Origin of the sequence: Heyndrickxia coagulans DSM 1 = ATCC 7050, assembly GCF_000290615.1 — a bacterium.
Lineage (GTDB): Bacteria > Bacillota > Bacilli > Bacillales > Bacillaceae_C > Weizmannia > Weizmannia coagulans.
The window spans coordinates 1-15589 of sequence record NZ_ALAS01000067.1 but is presented as its reverse complement, the minus strand read 5'-3'; the positions used below and the strand labels follow the sequence as shown (position 1 = coordinate 15589).

Sequence of the window (15589 nt, the reverse complement as noted above, 5' to 3'; positions counted from 1 at the left end):
CCGTTCCCATCCCGAACACGGAAGTTAAGCTTTCCAGCGCCGATGGTAGTTGGGGGTTTCCCCCTGCGAGAGTAGGACGTTGCCGGGCCAAAAAAAACCGCAGGCGATTTGTCTGCGGTTTTTGCATATTTTTATTGGGAAATGTACTCGGCTCCTGCTTTTTTCGGAATGCACCCCGTTTTGCTCAAAGTTATCAAATGAGGAGCCGGAAAGGGATTTTTCAACTTGCAAGGTCTTCTTGATGGTAGAAATCGGCCGAAAAGTACACACAGATAGCCGGTGAATCGTTCCATTTTGCTCTTGTCCGTAAGAATCAGTTTCCCCTTTAAGTTTGGCGAAATTGTTTAACGTATCCCCTTTAGAAACTGCAGGCAGAGGAACGGGCCTTTTTCGATTGCCGTCTGGAGAAAAAGGCGGATGGCCGGAAAGTCAATCGTTTCCCGGTTCTTAAGCAGTTCTGCCCACCATTCTGTTTCGTAGCGGGAAATCATGCTCAAATTATATAAAAGCAGGTAATGGACCAATATATCGGGAAGGTCGTTCTCCGGTTGTAATTTACACGGAAAGCAAATTTGATTTGTAAAGAAATGATAACGGAATGGCGGAGGGAGACAGCCACGGGTGGAAAAGGAGAAGGCGCCATCTTCCGCTTCCATTTCCAAAAGCCTGCCCTGAAGTTTTTCGGACAAATATTGTGAAAACCTGTCCACTGTCATATGGTAGCCATCAAGGACTGCAAAAGGAAGCCGGTACTTCCCGTTCTTTTCTTTTACCGGCACAAAATATTTCCGGCGGGGGAGGGCCGTTTCAAGTTCCGGGATTTGCCGGAGCAGGCTCTGCATGGAATATTTATTGCCTTCGAGCGGGCCGAGCCCGAACATTTTTTGGGCAAAATGGCCGCATAAACCGGTTTTTTGAATTTTAACCTCGTCTTCGCCAAACCGGTAGTTTTGTTTTTTCTTTTTTCGCGATGTCACCCCGTGGGCAAGGACGGAGGTGGTTTCAGGATACAGCGGGTCGCATGACAGCAGGCAGGCTTTTAATAAATGAATGAAGCCGTAAAAAATCAGAACAGGCTGAATCGAAACGGGCGCCTGCATAGCCTGGCGGTAATAAGCTTCACCGTGTTCGAGATAATACATAAAAGCATAGCAGTTCTCATAGCTTTTGGCGGCGCTTTGGCTAAAATCCGAATCCTCATAGCGGGCTTTCAAATAGCGCTGCGTATATTCCGCGGATTGAAATAAAATCAAGTGATCCCATTGGTCCATAAAAGACAATATTTCGCCCTCCGAATTAACTGAATAGTATTATATGTTTTGGAGACCTTGACAGTATTATGTCCAATTGATAACCTACAAATAATATTTTTATCAATCCAGGAGGGGTTTGCATGTGGGAAACGAAGTTCGTAAAAGAAGGTCTTACGTTTGATGATGTATTACTGATTCCGGCAGAATCGGAAGTGCTGCCGAAAGATGTCGATACAAGTGTCGCGCTGACGGAAACCTTGAAGTTGAACATTCCGATCATCAGCGCCGGCATGGATACGGTAACCGAAGCGGAAATGGCGATCGCCATGGCAAGGCAGGGCGGCCTAGGGATTATCCACAAAAACATGAGCATTGAACAACAGGCGGAGCAGGTGGACCGTGTCAAACGGTCAGAAAACGGCGTGATCACCAATCCGTTTTTCTTAACTCCTGATGAGCAGGTGTTTGCGGCGGAACATTTAATGGGCAAATACCGGATTTCAGGCGTGCCGATCGTAAATAACCGTGACGAGCAGAAACTGGTCGGGATTTTGACCAACCGCGACATGCGTTTTATTGAAGATTACTCCACCCGGATTTCAGATGTGATGACGAAAGAGAATCTTGTGACTGCGCCTGTAGGCACGACGCTGAAAGAGGCGGAGCAGCTTTTGCACCGGCATAAAATTGAAAAGCTGCCGCTTGTCGATGAGAACGGCGTATTAAAAGGGCTTATTACGATTAAAGATATCGAAAAGGTTATTGAGTTCCCAAATGCAGCCAAAGATGACCAGGGCCGCCTTCTTGTTGGCGCGGCAGTCGGCGTGACAAGTGACGTAATGAAACGGGTGGAATTGCTCGTTGAAGCGGGAGTGGATGCGGTTGTCATCGATACGGCGCACGGCCACTCAAAAGGGGTGCTGGAAACCGTCGCAAACATCCGCAAATCTTACCCTTCTTTAAATATCATCGCCGGAAACGTTGCGACGGCGGAAGGTACGAAAGCGCTGATAGACGCTGGCGCGGATATTGTAAAAGTCGGCATCGGGCCGGGCTCCATCTGTACGACAAGAGTGGTTGCCGGCGTTGGCGTGCCACAAATTACGGCGGTTTATGATTGTGCGACGGAAGCAAGAAAGTACGGGAAAGCGATTATTGCGGACGGCGGCATTAAATTCTCAGGCGATATTGTAAAGGCGCTGGCTGCCGGCGGACATGCCGTAATGCTCGGCAGCCTGCTTGCAGGGACATCGGAAAGCCCGGGCGAAATGGAAATTTACCAAGGGCGGCAATATAAAGTCTACCGCGGCATGGGGTCAATCAGCGCAATGGAAAGCGGATCGAGGGACCGTTACTTCCAGGAAGGCGCGAAAAAACTGGTGCCGGAAGGGATCGAGGGACGCGTGCCGTTTAAAGGGAGCCTGCAGGATGTCATCTACCAATTAATTGGCGGGCTCCGGTCCGGCATGGGTTATTGCGGCGCGAAAGATATGATTTCCTTGCGTGAAGAAGCGCAGTTTATCCGCATGACAGGGGCAGGCCTGCGGGAGAGCCATCCGCATGATATCCAGATTACAAAAGAAGCACCGAATTATTCTTTATCTTAACATGGATTTTGAATGGGAAACAAAATGGCAGGCAATTTTCCTGCCGTTTTTTTCTACCATTTAATAGAGTTGCAGCCCTGTACCGGCTGCCCTGCATTTTCGGAAAAAGCTGACAAATACGGCAAACTCTATGCATCTACTTTTTCAACCGGAACTATGTTAAAATAGGCAAAGTGTATACATATCTTGATGGAGGGTTGAAAGTGAAAAAAAGCTTGCAAAAAATGGCATTTGCGTTTCTGGTGCTGCTGTTATCGGCAGGGGTTGTGCAGCAGGTGCCGAAAAAAGCCCATGCGCAGGACCAGTTGGATATTCATGCAAAAGCGGCTATCATTGTGGATGCGGATAACGGGCAGATTTTGTATGAAAAAAATGCCGAACAGGCGCTGGGCATTGCTTCCATGAGCAAAATGATGACGGAGTATTTGCTGCTTAAAGCCATTCATGAGAAAAAGGTTTCGTGGAACCAGAAAGTGACAATCAGCGATTATGCGTATCGCATTTCCCAAAACAGGGCACTTTCAAATGTGCCGTTAAGAAAAGGCGAAAAGTACACGGTTAAAGAGCTTTTCCAAGCGATGGCGATTTATTCGGCAAACGGCGCAACGATTGCGATTGCAGAAACGCTCGGCGGAACGGAAAAAAACTATCTGAACATGATGAACAAACAAGCGAAAGCATTCGGCCTCACCCATTATAAGTTTGTGAACGCAACCGGGCTGAACAATGAGGATTTGCAAGGCATGCAGCCGGCCGGGACAGGCAGGACGGAAGAAAACCTTGTCTCAGCAAAATCCGTTGCAAAAATCGCCTACCATTTGATCCACGACTACCCGGAGATTTTACAAACAACAAGCACGGCCAAAATGAAATTCCGGGCCGGGACAGATGATGAAATTGCGATGCAGAACTGGAACTGGATGATTCCGTCCCTTGTTTACGGGCGGAAGGGCGTTGACGGGTTGAAAACCGGGAACACCGACAAAGCGGGATACTGCTTTACAGGCACGGCCAAGCAAAACGGCATGCGCATCATTACCGTCGTTCTTCATGCAGAGGATGCGAACGGGAACAGCACCATCAAGTCCCGATTTGATGTCACAAACAAATTAATGGATTATGCTTTTAATAATTTCACAGAAAAAACCCTTTACCCGAAAGGCTATCAGGTGAAAAAGACGGTAACGGTGAAGTCCGGCAAAGAAAAACAGGCTTCCGTTGTCACGAAGGCGCCGCTTAAAGTGGCTGTGAAAAACGGGGAAGGCAAAATGTACACCCCTGTTGTGAAATTTGATTCAAAACAAATCACAGCGCCGGTGAAAAAGGGGACAAAGGTCGGTACATTGTATGCCCGGCATAAAGACGGGCAGGAACTTGGCTATTTGTACGGCCCGGGTACAGCGCACACCGCTTTGGTTACCAAAACCGATATTGAAAAAGCCAACTGGTTTGTGCGTATGATGCGTGGAATTGGCGGATTTTTCGAGTGACTTTGGGATCATACAGCCGGTAAATTATTTTAAGTAAAAAAACAGGACAAGGGCCCTTGTCCTGTTTTTCACTTTAACGTGGAAAAATGAGTGCCTTGACAAGCATTCGCTTTTGGTGTTAATTTAAATTATTATACATATAATAAGAATTTTTAATTTTATAAAGGGGCGTACAAAAGATGAAAACAGGAACAGATATAGTGAAACGCGGGATGGCGGAAATGCAGAAAGGCGGTGTGATCATGGATGTGGTCAATGCCGAGCAGGCAAAACTTGCTGAAGAAGCAGGCGCTGTTGCCGTCATGGCATTGGAACGCGTTCCTTCCGATATCCGGAAAGCCGGAGGGGTTGCCCGTATGGCGGACCCTTCCATTGTGGAAGAAGTAATGAACGCCGTCAGCATTCCGGTAATGGCAAAAGCAAGGATCGGCCATATTGTTGAAGCGCGGGTGCTCGAAGCGATGGGCGTCGATTATATTGACGAAAGCGAAGTTTTAACGCCGGCCGATGATGAGTTCCACATCAATAAAAAAGAATTCACGGTGCCGTTTGTGTGTGGCTGCCGCGATTTGGGGGAAGCGGCACGAAGGATCGGGGAAGGCGCCTCGATGCTCAGGACAAAAGGCGAGCCGGGAACCGGGAATATCGTTGAAGCGGTCAGGCATATGCGGAAAGTGAATGCGCAGGTGCGGAAAGTGGTCAACATGAACGAAGATGAACTGATGACGGAAGCCAAACAGCTCGGTGCCCCGTACGAGGTGCTGCTGCAAATTAAAAAAGAAGGCCGGCTGCCGGTTGTAAACTTTGCTGCTGGCGGTGTTGCAACGCCGGCGGATGCGGCTTTGATGATGCAGCTCGGTGCGGACGGCGTTTTCGTCGGATCGGGGATTTTCAAATCGGAAAACCCGGCGAAATTTGCGAAAGCGATTGTCGAAGCAACGACCCACTACCAAGATTACAAACTGATTGCCGAATTGTCGAAAGACCTTGGAACAGCAATGAAAGGCTTAGAAATTTCAACATTGCCGGCTGAAGCAAGAATGCAGGAGCGCGGCTGGTAAGGAGAATCAGCATGAAAAAAATTGGCGTACTTGGCCTCCAGGGGGCTGTGGAGGAACATATCCGTGCAGTGGAAGCCTGCGGGGCGGAAGGTGTTGTCGTTAAGAAAAAAGAGCAGTTGGACGAAATCGGCGGGCTCATCCTGCCGGGCGGGGAAAGCACGGCAATGCGGCGGCTCATTGACCGCTACGGTTTTATGGCGGAACTGAAACAGTTTGCCGAAAGTAAGCCGGTCTTTGGCACATGCGCAGGGCTGATCCTGCTTGCAAAGCGTATTGAAGGCCAGGAAGATGCGCATATCGGCGCAATGGATATTACGGTGGCGCGCAATTCTTTCGGCCGCCAGCGGGAAAGTTTTGAAGAAACAATCCGTGTTAACGGCATCGCGGAAGATTTCCCGGCTGTCTTTATTCGCGCGCCCCATATCGTTTCCGTTTCCGATCATGTTGAAGTGCTGGCCGAGTGCCGCGGGCGGATTGTTGCGGTCCGCCAGGGAAATCTGCTCGGCTGCTCCTTCCATCCGGAGTTAACGGATGACCTGCGGATGACCGAATATTTTTTGAGTATGGCAAGGATTCCGGTATAGTCTGTTGCAAAACGGATAAAATTGTAGTACATTAAGGTGTACGTGAAGACTGAAAAAGCAATGACAGGAACCAGTAGGAGAACGCTTTTCCTAAAGAGAGCCGGTGGGCGGTGGAAACCGGCGGAAAGCTTCTGTGAATCCATCCTTGAGCGGGTTGCTGAAAGCCGGGCGAGTAGGCATCCACGGGAAAAAACCCGTTATCCTTACAAAGCGGAAAACTCTTGTTTTCAATTTGGGTGGCAACGCGGGTTCACTCTCGTCCCTGTTTTCGGGGCGGGAGTTTTTTATTTGAATTTCGATAAAAGGAGAAGGATAGCATGTTGGACATCAAATTTTTGCGTGCGCATTTTGATGAAGTCAAAGAACGGATGCAGCACCGCGGAGAAGATTTGACCGATTTTGAAAAGTTCAGCGGGCTGGACCAAAGGCGGCGCGAACTGATCATGGAAAGCGAAGCGTTGAAAAACAGGCGGAATGAAGTCACGCAGCAAGTTGCGGCACTGAAACGCGAAAAGAAAGATGCAACAAAGCTGATCGAGGAAATGCGCGGCGTCGGCGAGAAAATTAAAGCGCTGGATGCGGAGTTGAAACAAGTCGAGGCCGAACTTGAAATGCTGATGCTTTCTATTCCGAACATTCCGCATGAAAGCGTGCCGGTGGGAGACAGCGAAGAGGACAATGTCGAAATCCGGAAATGGGGTGAAGTGCCGGCATTTGGATTTGAACCGAAACCGCACTGGGATATTGCCACTGACCTTGGCATCCTTGACTTTGAAAGGGCAGCCAAAGTGACCGGCAGCCGGTTCGTCTTTTACAAAGGGCTTGGCGCCCGCCTTGAACGTGCGCTTTATAATTTTATGCTTGATTTGCATGTCGAAGAACACGGTTATGAAGAGGTATTGCCGCCGTATATGGTGAACCGCGCCAGCATGACAGGAACGGGGCAGCTGCCGAAATTTGAAGAAGATGCTTTTCTTGTCAATGAAAAAGACTATTTTCTGGTCCCGACTGCCGAAGTGCCGGTGACAAATTATCACCGTGATGAAATTTTAAACGGCGGCGACCTGCCGATCAATTATGTGGCATTCAGCGCCTGTTTCCGTTCGGAAGCGGGTTCTGCCGGGCGCGATACACGCGGGCTGATCCGCCAGCACCAGTTTAACAAAGTGGAACTTGTAAAATTTGTCAAACCGGAAGATTCCTATGAGGAGCTTGAAAAACTGACGGGTCATGCGGAAAAAGTGCTGCAGCTTCTGGGCCTGCCTTATCATGTGATGAGCATGTGCACGGCGGACCTCGGGTTTACGGCAGCGAAAAAATATGATATTGAGGTATGGATGCCAAGCCAGCACGTATACCGCGAGATCTCTTCGTGCAGCAACTTTGAAGCTTTCCAGGCAAGGCGTGCGAACATCCGCTTCCGCAGGGAACCCAATGCAAAACCGGAACATGTCCATACACTGAACGGATCCGGGCTTGCCATCGGGCGTACCGTCGCAGCCATCCTTGAAAATTACCAGCAGGCTGACGGCAGCGTGGTGGTTCCCGAAGTGCTCCGCCCGTACATGCGTATCGATATCATCAAACCAGAATCATAAAAAAATCCCCGGCTTTTTTACATGAAAAGCCGGGGATTTGAAACATGTTTTCCGGAAGCTTCCGCATTTTTTAGGGCGGGATTTTACTCAAAAGGGCGGACAAGAGAAAAACGGCCATATCTAAATGTGCGTTCCGGGGCCTTCCCTTGGCTAAAATTCAGATGGCTTTCCGCAGTAGAAAATCTTGATGTGCTTGACTTGTTTTGATCGTGTAGGTTATAATCTTTTTTGTCAAAATGGAGGAATACCCAAGTCTGGCTGAAGGGATCGGTCTTGAAAACCGACAGGCGGGTTACACCGCGCGGGGGTTCGAATCCCTCTTCCTCCGCTTGAAAAATGAAAAGGACTATGATTGAAAGCCTGTGGCACCCTGAAATGGCGGGAGCTGTGGGCTTTTTTCGTGGAGTAAGGACAAGACACCACATTTTTTGCATGCCCGTGATCCCTCCGTAAATCATTAAAAAGCCCGTTACGCGATGGTAACGGGTTTTTAGCCGCTATTATTTTTTTACGGCTGCTGCCTGTGCGAGCATGTAGCCGATCCGCTCGACAATCGGTTCGACGGCATCTTCATGTTCAAACAGGTCGTATTCGTCAATGTTCAGCCTGAGAACCGGGCAGGCATGGAAAGAGTCGATCCACTGCTCGTACCGTTTCTGCATTTCAATCCAGTATTCAACAGGGGTATCTTGTTCCATTGGACGGCCGCGTTTTTTGATCCGTTCCAAAATGTTTTCCAGCTTGCCTTCCAAATAAATCATCAGGTCGGGATGCGGAAAATACGGGGTCATCACCATGGCATCAAACAAGTTTGTATAGGTTTCAAAATCAATGGCAGACATATTGCCTTTTTCATAATGCATCCGGGCAAAAATGCCGGTATCCTCATAAATGGAGCGGTCCTGGATAAAACCGCCGCCGTATTCAAACATTTTTTTCTGCTCCTTGAACCTTTCCGCCAGAAAATAAATTTGAAGATGGAAACTCCACCGTTTAAAATCGCTATAAAATTTTTCCAAATACGGATTGGTGTCGACTTTTTCAAAGGACGCCCGGAAATGGAGCGCCTTCGCGAGCGCACGCGTTAAAGTCGATTTTCCGACGCCGACAGTACCTGCAATGGTGATCACAGCGTGGTTCGGAATTTGATATTTCTCACGAAGTTCCATGGGTATGTACTCCTTTTTGTAAGGTTTGCGCGATTTCTTGCAGCATGTATGTCAGGTCATGTTCATGCCGGATAAAATCAAGTGTATCACAGTCGAACTTTAATACCGGGATGTCCGGATGGCCGGCTTCGAAGCGGCTCATAAACCGGCCGTAGTCTGCGGATAGTTTTTGTAAATACGTTTCCTGCATATTTTTTTCAAATGCCCGCCCTCTTATTTCAATTCTCTTGAGGAGCGTTTCCAGGCTTGCGTGCAAATAAATGATGACGTTCGGCTGCGGCATATCGGCTGTTAAAATGCCGTAAATTTTCATAAATTTTTCAAACTCATGCGTTTTTAGCGTCCGCCGGGCAAAAATCAAGCTTTTAAAAATATGGTAATCTGCAACGACAGGCTGCCTATGCCGTTTAAGGTCTTCCAGCTGTTTGTAGCGATTGCAGAGAAAAAACATCTCGGTTTGGAAAGCCCATTCTTCTTTATTGGTATAAAATTTTCCAAGAAAAGGATTTTCATCCACAATTTCTTTCAAAAGCTGAAACGAAAAGTATGATGAAATGGCTTTTGCCAATGACGTTTTGCCAACGCCGATCGGTCCCTCGATTGCAATAAACGGTACCCTTTTCATAACGCCCTCCCGCTGAAGCGATTGTTCATTGATGCACACTGTTGCTATTTTAGCACAAGTCTCCGCCGGTTGGCATGCGGGAAAAAAAGCGATCATGTGTCCCGGCGTTCTGCTTCCGGCTGTTTCCTGGGTTGGTTTTAACAAACTAGTTAAAATGAGGGGCCTGGGATGTTGTGTCATACAGGATCGGCACATTGTGCGCACCCGCGAGCCGGATGGCCTGCTGCGGGCTGACGGCTCTTGCTGTTGTGCCAGTTTGATAGGGCAATGTCCAGTCATAGCCATACAGATTTTGCCCCATCAAAATCTTATTGGGCGGCATTTCTGTGATGGCATAGCGGAGCACATCCCGGACCGGCCCGATCGGAGACACCGGCAAGGCGGGCCGCCGCTATACCCCCATTCGTAGGTCATAATGACAACAAAATCGGCAATTTCGCCATGCGCCCTGTAATCGTGTGCCTCATACCAGCGCCCGGCCTGGGTGGCGCTCGTTTTCGGAGCGAGCGCGGTGGACATGAGCCAACCTTCCCGGCTGAAGCGCGTTTTTGCTTTTCTTAAAAACCGGTTGTAAGCTTCCCTGTCCTGCGGGCGCAAATACTCAAAGTCAAAATGAATATCACGGAAACCGAGCCGGCTTGCGGTTTGAACAATTTCATTTAAAAACCGGTTCTGGACGGTTTCGTCGTTCAAAAGGATCCGCCCGAGTTCATCGCTGAACTGGCCGTTTTCCTGATTACAGATCACCATCATTAAAATGGCGTTTTGGGCATCGGCAACCGCCCGCAAATTTCCAAGCGGCGGGGCAACAAGTGTGCCATCTCGGTTTACCCGGAATGCAAACGGGGCAAGATAGGTCAAATACGGGGCCGCTTTTCGCGCACTTGTTTCAAGAGACGCTGAAACCGTGTTCCCGAATGGTTCAACATACGCATTAAATTCTGCTCTTTTTTTCGAGGAAGGCGGCAGATAAAGGCGCAACCCGGGCCGGAGCTGCTGATGGACAGAAATGCCGTTGATGCGGGCAAGTTCCTGGTAAGATATCCCTGCTTGTTGTGCAATGGAATATAAGCTGTCCCCCGGCCGGACCCAATAAAACCTCCCGGTGATCGGGATGACAATCGCCTGTCCGATGACAAGCCGGGACGCTGTATCTTTGCGCAAGATTTGAGACCGTGTCATTTCTTTCGACAACATGGATTTGCAAACGAGTCCCCCCTCGTGTCAGCCATCGCTATTGTTATTTTTATGCCGCGTTTTTTAAAACATGCCCGCTTTTTATGTGCGCATTTTTTCGCGGAATCATAAAGCAAACCCTTTTTGCGGTATTGCTGAACGCCACGGCCGGTGGAAGCGAATGATTTTTTGCGGCGCTTCCTGACGCAGGAGCCCTCTAAGTTGGGAAAGTGAACGTTTTTTGCAATGTTCCCTAACATATAAGTGCTCAGTAACGAAAGAGCATCCAATTTCTTCATGTTAGGACCCTTCTGCCCGAAGAAAGCCGGTGTAAAACTTATGGCCAAACCAAGTGTGATTTTTTTCAAGGCTGTGTTACGATAAGGCTACGATACCTTTTGGAGGAGTTTGGATGGAAAATCGCGATGAATATTATATGCGCCTTGCCATTCAGGAAGCCGTAAAAGCACAGCATCTCCGTGAAGTGCCGATCGGGGCGGTGATTGTGCTCGATGAAAAAGTGATTGCTGCAGCCCACAACCTGCGCGAAACCACCCAGCGTGCTGCCGCCCATGCGGAACTTCTGGCCATCGAAAAAGCATGCGAAGTGATCGGATCATGGCGCCTTGAAAATGCCGAGTTGTATGTCACACTGGAACCATGCCCGATGTGCAGCGGTGCCGTTTTACAATCGAGGATCAAGCGGGTCGTTTACGGGGCAAAAGACCCAAAAGCGGGCTGTGCGGGAACTTTGATGAACCTGCTTGAGGACGGCCGCTTTAACCACCGGAGCGAAGTCGTAAGCGGTGTGCTTGAAACAGAATGCGGGGAGCTATTGCGGTCCTTTTTCCGGTCTTTAAGGGAGAAGAAAAAGAAGGAAAAATTTGTGGCAGAGGAAGATGGAAAAAGCCCCACCAATTAACAGGCGGGAGAGATTGCTTTTTTTAAAAAAGACATGTATACTTAGTTATGCGTTAGTTTTTAACGCTTAAACTGGTATCAATTTTGCCGCGCTAGGTGGGGAGGCAGCGGTGCCCTGTACCCGCAATCCGCTCCAGCGGGACTGAATCCCTTTCCGAGGCCGGCTGCTTGTAGGGCCAGCCTTAAGTAAGTGGTGTTGACACCCGGGTCCTGCGCAATGGAACCCCGCGAACCATGTCAGGTCCGGAAGGAAGCAGCATTAAGCGGGTCATTCCATGTGCCGCAGGGCAGCCTGGGTCGAGCTAACTGCTTAAGTAACGCTTATGAGGGTCGGTCGAAGAAAGGTGCGCGGCAGTTTCATTACATAAAAAACAAAACTCATCCTGATCCGGGATGGGTTTTTTCCATATTTGAATGCTTTTCGATTCGGGATGTAAAATCGCTTTTCCTAAGGTATAATAAAAGAAATGTGTGAGTCGGAAGCAAATCTGGCCGGGAGGATTGATCATGGCTTATCAGGCGTTATACCGCACATGGCGGCCGCAGCGGTTTGCGGATGTCGTCGGGCAGGAGCATGTGACAAAAACATTGCAGCATGCCCTCCTGCAACAGAAAACAACACATGCTTATCTTTTCTCGGGCCCGCGGGGTACAGGAAAAACAAGTGCCGCTAAAATTTTGGCAAAGGCGGTGAACTGCGAACATGCTCCGACCGGGGAACCGTGTAACGAATGCGCTGCCTGCCGGGGGATTACAGACGGCACGATCCCAGATGTCATCGAGATTGACGCGGCGTCGAATACAGGCGTGGATGACATCCGGGATATCCGCGACAAAGTCAAATACGCGCCAAGTGTTGTTAAATATAAAGTATATATTATCGACGAAGTCCATATGCTGTCGATCGGCGCATTTAACGCACTTTTGAAAACACTTGAGGAGCCCCCGAAACATGTCATTTTTATTCTGGCAACAACCGAGCCCCATAAAATTCCGCTTACGATCGTTTCCAGATGCCAGCGGTTTGATTTTAAACGAATCACATCCCGTGATATTTTTAAACGCCTGGCTTATATTGCAGGCGAAACCGGCATTGCATATGATGAACAGGCGCTCAATATTATCGCCCATGCTGCGGAAGGCGGGATGCGGGACGCGCTCAGCCTGCTTGACCAGGCCGTCTCTTTCAGCGAGGGGAAAGTGAGAGTGGAAGATGCGCTCACGGTAACGGGTTCCATTTCCCAGAATGATTTTACCCGCCTTGCGCAGGCAATTCAAAAGAAGGATGCTGCAAAATGCCTTGACCTTGTCGGTTCTCTTCTCCAGCAGGGAAAAGATCCTTCAAGGCTTGTGGAAGACTTCATCCTTTATTTCCGCGATCTGCTTTTGTATAAAACTGCCCCGCAGATGGAGGAAGCGGTTCAAAGGGTTTATTTAGATGAGGCGTTTAAAGAAATGAGCCGCTCGCTTCAAACGCAGGAAATTTACCGTTTTATTGACATCCTGAACCAAACGCAGCAGGATATGCGTTTTTCCAATATGGCCCGCGTTTATTTGGAAGTGGCTTTTATCAAACTTTGTGAAGAAAAAGCGCCAGATCCCGGGGAAAATGATCTCATCCGGAAACTTGCTGAAAAAATCGAACGGCTCGAATCAGAACTCGAGTCTCTCAAGCAAAACGGGGTGCCGGAGGCGGATGAAACAGAAGATGCGCCAAAACGGCAGGCCCCGAGAAAAATTCCGCGCACTTCGAAAGGTTTTAAGGTACAAGTCGGAAGGATTCATGATATATTAAAAGAAGCGACAAAAGAGGATCTCAAACGGATTAAAAACAGTTGGAACGATATGATTGAGACGCTCAACAGCAGGCAGATGCGGTCGCAGGCGGCGCTTTTAAACGAAGCGGAACCGGTGGCGGCGTCGCCGAACGCTTTTGTCATCAAATTCAAATATGAGATCCATTGCCAGATGGCGATGGAAAACGAGAAATTTTTACAAGCGATTTCGAGCGTGCTCAGTGAATTAACCGGAACCGGGTACCAGGCTGCGGGCGTTCCGGAAAATGAATGGAATACGATCAGGGAAAATTATATCCACCACCATAAAGAAGAAGCAGAGGAAGAAAAACCGCAGGATGATCCGGTTGTAACCGAAGCAATCAAATTGTTTGGGCCTGAATTAATTGAAATAAAAGACTAAAACTGGAGGGTTTCATATGCGAGGAATGGGCAATATGGGCAATATGCAAAAAATGATGAAACAAATGCAAAAGATGCAGAAAGAAATGATGGAGGCACAGGAGCAGCTTGGCGAACAGAAAGTGGAAGGTACGGCAGGCGGCGGCATGGTAACCGTTGTCGTTTCTGGCCATAAAAAAGTGCTGGAAGTGCGCATCAATGAAGAAGCCGTCGATCCGGACGATGTCGAAATGCTGCAGGACATGATCCTTGTCGCCACCAATGACGCCCTGGATAAAGTTGAACAGCTGACGGAGCAGACGATGGGCAAGTACACGAAAGGCTTCAATATTCCGGGATTTTAAAGGTGTGATCAACAATGCAATACCCTGAACCAATCACAAAATTAATGGAAAGCTTCATGAAACTGCCAGGCATTGGGCCGAAAACCGCGGCCCGGCTGGCATTTTTTGTTCTTGATATGAAGGAAGACAGCGTCCTTGCATTTGCCAAGGCGCTTGTCGATGCGAAACGGGATCTGACGTACTGTTCCGTTTGCGGGCATATCACTGATACAGATCCGTGCTATATTTGTGCCGATCCGCGCCGCGACAGAAGCGTGATCTGCGTTGTCGAGGAGCCGAAAGACGTCATTGCCATGGAAAAAATGAAAGAATACAACGGCCTTTACCATGTCCTGCATGGTGCGATTTCGCCAATGGACGGAATCGGCCCTGAAGACATCAGTGTGCCGGATCTGCTCAAACGCCTGCGCGATGAAACCGTCCAGGAAGTGATTCTTGCAACCAATCCAAATATCGAAGGTGAAGCGACAGCCATGTATATTTCGCGGCTTTTAAAACCGTCCGGCATTAAAGTGACACGGATTGCGCACGGGCTGCCGGTGGGCGGGGATCTCGAGTACGCCGACGAAGTCACCTTATCAAAAGCACTGGAAGGCCGAAGAGAAATTTAACCTGACGGGGTGGATACAATGTTCAGTAAGAAGCAAAAACTCAGGAAAGCATACGATGCGCTTCTTCTTGATTTGGTCACAAACGTAAAAAATGAATGGGTGCAGCAAAATGCCCTCCAGAATCTAAGTTTTGAATTTAATGAAGAACTTTACTTCCGCACCAAAGTGGCCGAAGCAAAATATGTGTTTCTTTTTCGGGAAGTGAAAAGAAGAAATATTCGCCTCCAGTAAGGGCAGCACGGCTCAAGTTCTTTTTTGGACAACTCCTTCATAAAAATAAAGCAGCCGGAAAAAAGGGGTGATCCGCTTGAGCTCAACCATCATCATTATTGCGATTGTAGGCCTGATCCTTTTGCTGCTGTTTTCCGCAGCTTTAACCAAACCGTTGCGATGGGCGGGAAAGTTGTGCATCAAAGCCATCATCGGGGCTGTACTCCTTTTCTTTTTAAACCAGGTGGGCGGCCGGTACGGGCTGCATGTTCCGATCAATGCAGCAACCGTATCTGTTTCCGGCCTGCTCGGCATACCCGGGGTCATCGGCCTGACTGTCATTCAGACGTGGATTCTGTCCTGACAAAAGCGGCGTTTGACCGCCATCAGCAGACAAACACGTGCGCCAAAGAAATGTTAAACATTTCTTTGGCGATTTTTTTTGCCTATGCGAAGGTACCTGAAGCTCAGAATGGAAAAGCACCAGGGTTCTGACGTAGAATAACTGGACAAATTAAAAAAAGGATTGACTGCTCTTCCCTATCTTAGTATAATAATTTTTGCCGCTGCTTCCGGCATCAAACTTTCCAAAAAAAGTAATTGACATGCTGGTTGCATCATGATAAGATATAAAAGTCGCTGAAAAACAAGCGATTGTTCCTTGAAAACTGGACAAAACGAAACGTCAAATTCTTTTTGAGCTTTTATCAAACATCTTTACTGAGAGTTTGATCCTGGCTCA

Annotated in this window: 15 protein-coding genes, 1 tRNA gene, 1 rRNA gene, 1 other RNA gene, 1 pseudogene and 1 other annotated feature; of the genes and pseudogenes, 14 read left to right on the top strand and 5 right to left on the bottom strand. The window is 48.6% G+C overall.

The annotated features are described in order from the left end of the window. A 5S ribosomal RNA gene (gene rrf / locus IC21_RS15815) occupies nucleotides 1-88 on the top strand; the annotation flags it as partial. 256 nt (nucleotides 89-344) lie between these two features. On the opposite strand, the gene IC21_RS02825 is transcribed toward rrf, so the two are convergent. Next, a complete protein-coding gene (locus IC21_RS02825) occupies nucleotides 345-1271 on the bottom strand; it encodes a YaaC family protein (RefSeq protein WP_035176588.1) in 927 nt (308 codons plus the stop codon). A 122-nt stretch (nucleotides 1272-1393) separates the two neighbouring features. Here IC21_RS02825 and guaB point away from each other — a divergent pair, with 122 nt between their 5' ends. The 6 genes from guaB (at nucleotide 1394) to IC21_RS02785 (ending at nucleotide 7921) form a co-directional block, all read left to right on the top strand. Continuing rightward, nucleotides 1394-2860: an IMP dehydrogenase gene (guaB, locus tag IC21_RS02820; protein WP_013858032.1), complete on the top strand. Its 1467-nt coding sequence runs from the start codon at nucleotides 1394-1396 to the stop codon at nucleotides 2858-2860. A 203-nt stretch (nucleotides 2861-3063) separates the two neighbouring features. After that, nucleotides 3064-4350 (top strand): serine hydrolase, encoded by a 1287-nt coding sequence (locus IC21_RS02815; RefSeq protein ID WP_029713873.1) that lies wholly within the window; start codon nucleotides 3064-3066, stop codon nucleotides 4348-4350. A gap of 179 nt (nucleotides 4351-4529) precedes the next feature. Next, nucleotides 4530-5411 carry a pyridoxal 5'-phosphate synthase lyase subunit PdxS gene (gene pdxS / locus IC21_RS02810; RefSeq protein WP_019720907.1) on the top strand — a complete coding sequence of 294 codons (882 nt, stop codon included), beginning with the start codon at nucleotides 4530-4532 and terminating at the stop codon, nucleotides 5409-5411. An 11-nt stretch (nucleotides 5412-5422) separates the two neighbouring features. Further along, nucleotides 5423-5995, top strand: a complete 573-nt coding sequence (gene pdxT / locus IC21_RS02805; protein ID WP_013858036.1) for a pyridoxal 5'-phosphate synthase glutaminase subunit PdxT — start codon at nucleotides 5423-5425, stop codon at nucleotides 5993-5995. A gap of 51 nt (nucleotides 5996-6046) precedes the next feature. After that, nucleotides 6047-6262, top strand: a binding site (T-box leader). Between the two features lie 50 nt (nucleotides 6263-6312). Next, a complete protein-coding gene (serS, locus tag IC21_RS02795) occupies nucleotides 6313-7593 on the top strand; it encodes a serine--tRNA ligase (protein ID WP_029142749.1) in 1281 nt (426 codons plus the stop codon). 238 nt (nucleotides 7594-7831) lie between these two features. Continuing rightward, nucleotides 7832-7921: transfer RNA gene (locus IC21_RS02785), tRNA-Ser, on the top strand. Between the two features lie 172 nt (nucleotides 7922-8093). On the opposite strand, the gene IC21_RS02780 is transcribed toward IC21_RS02785, so the two are convergent. The 4 genes and pseudogenes from IC21_RS02780 to IC21_RS02765 all read right to left on the bottom strand — a co-directional run bounded on the left by IC21_RS02780 (nucleotide 8094) and on the right by IC21_RS02765 (nucleotide 10862). Then, nucleotides 8094-8762, bottom strand: a complete 669-nt coding sequence (locus IC21_RS02780) for a deoxynucleoside kinase (protein ID WP_013858038.1) — start codon at nucleotides 8760-8762, stop codon at nucleotides 8094-8096. Beyond that, nucleotides 8749-9387: a deoxynucleoside kinase gene (locus IC21_RS02775; RefSeq protein ID WP_017554638.1), complete on the bottom strand. Its 639-nt coding sequence runs from the start codon at nucleotides 9385-9387 to the stop codon at nucleotides 8749-8751. Before IC21_RS02775 ends, IC21_RS02780 begins: the two co-directional genes overlap by 14 nt. A gap of 148 nt (nucleotides 9388-9535) precedes the next feature. Beyond that, nucleotides 9536-10594: pseudogene (locus IC21_RS02770) on the bottom strand (glycoside hydrolase family 18 protein); the annotation flags it as partial. Next, a complete protein-coding gene (locus IC21_RS02765; RefSeq protein WP_029142750.1) occupies nucleotides 10566-10862 on the bottom strand; it encodes a hypothetical protein in 297 nt (98 codons plus the stop codon). The pseudogene IC21_RS02770 and the gene IC21_RS02765, both read right to left, overlap by 29 nt. 113 nt (nucleotides 10863-10975) lie before the next feature. Here IC21_RS02765 and tadA point away from each other — a divergent pair, with 113 nt between their 5' ends. From tadA to IC21_RS02735, 7 genes are all read left to right on the top strand, one after another. Then, entirely contained in the window at nucleotides 10976-11485 is a 510-nt protein-coding gene (tadA, locus tag IC21_RS02760) for a tRNA adenosine(34) deaminase TadA (protein WP_017554643.1), read from the top strand. Nucleotides 11486-11571: 86 nt separating this feature from the next. Beyond that, nucleotides 11572-11836, top strand: an RNA gene (gene ffs, locus IC21_RS16065) — signal recognition particle sRNA large type. A 155-nt stretch (nucleotides 11837-11991) separates the two neighbouring features. Next, nucleotides 11992-13683 (top strand): DNA polymerase III subunit gamma/tau, encoded by a 1692-nt coding sequence (gene dnaX, locus IC21_RS02755; protein ID WP_029142751.1) that lies wholly within the window; start codon nucleotides 11992-11994, stop codon nucleotides 13681-13683. A gap of 16 nt (nucleotides 13684-13699) precedes the next feature. After that, nucleotides 13700-14026 carry a YbaB/EbfC family nucleoid-associated protein gene (locus tag IC21_RS02750; protein WP_013858044.1) on the top strand — a complete coding sequence of 109 codons (327 nt, stop codon included), beginning with the start codon at nucleotides 13700-13702 and terminating at the stop codon, nucleotides 14024-14026. A 14-nt stretch (nucleotides 14027-14040) separates the two neighbouring features. After that, the gene (recR, locus tag IC21_RS02745; protein ID WP_013858045.1) at nucleotides 14041-14637 is read left to right on the top strand and encodes a recombination mediator RecR; all 597 of its coding nucleotides are present in this window, start codon (nucleotides 14041-14043) and stop codon (nucleotides 14635-14637) included. 18 nt (nucleotides 14638-14655) lie between these two features. After that, on the top strand, nucleotides 14656-14868 hold the full coding sequence (locus IC21_RS02740; RefSeq protein ID WP_013858046.1) for a YaaL family protein: 213 nt from the start codon (nucleotides 14656-14658) through the stop codon (nucleotides 14866-14868). A gap of 76 nt (nucleotides 14869-14944) precedes the next feature. Beyond that, nucleotides 14945-15211, top strand: coding sequence for a pro-sigmaK processing inhibitor BofA family protein (locus IC21_RS02735; RefSeq protein WP_019720902.1), 267 nt, complete (start codon nucleotides 14945-14947; stop codon nucleotides 15209-15211). The last annotated feature ends 378 nt before the right edge of the window (nucleotides 15212-15589 follow it).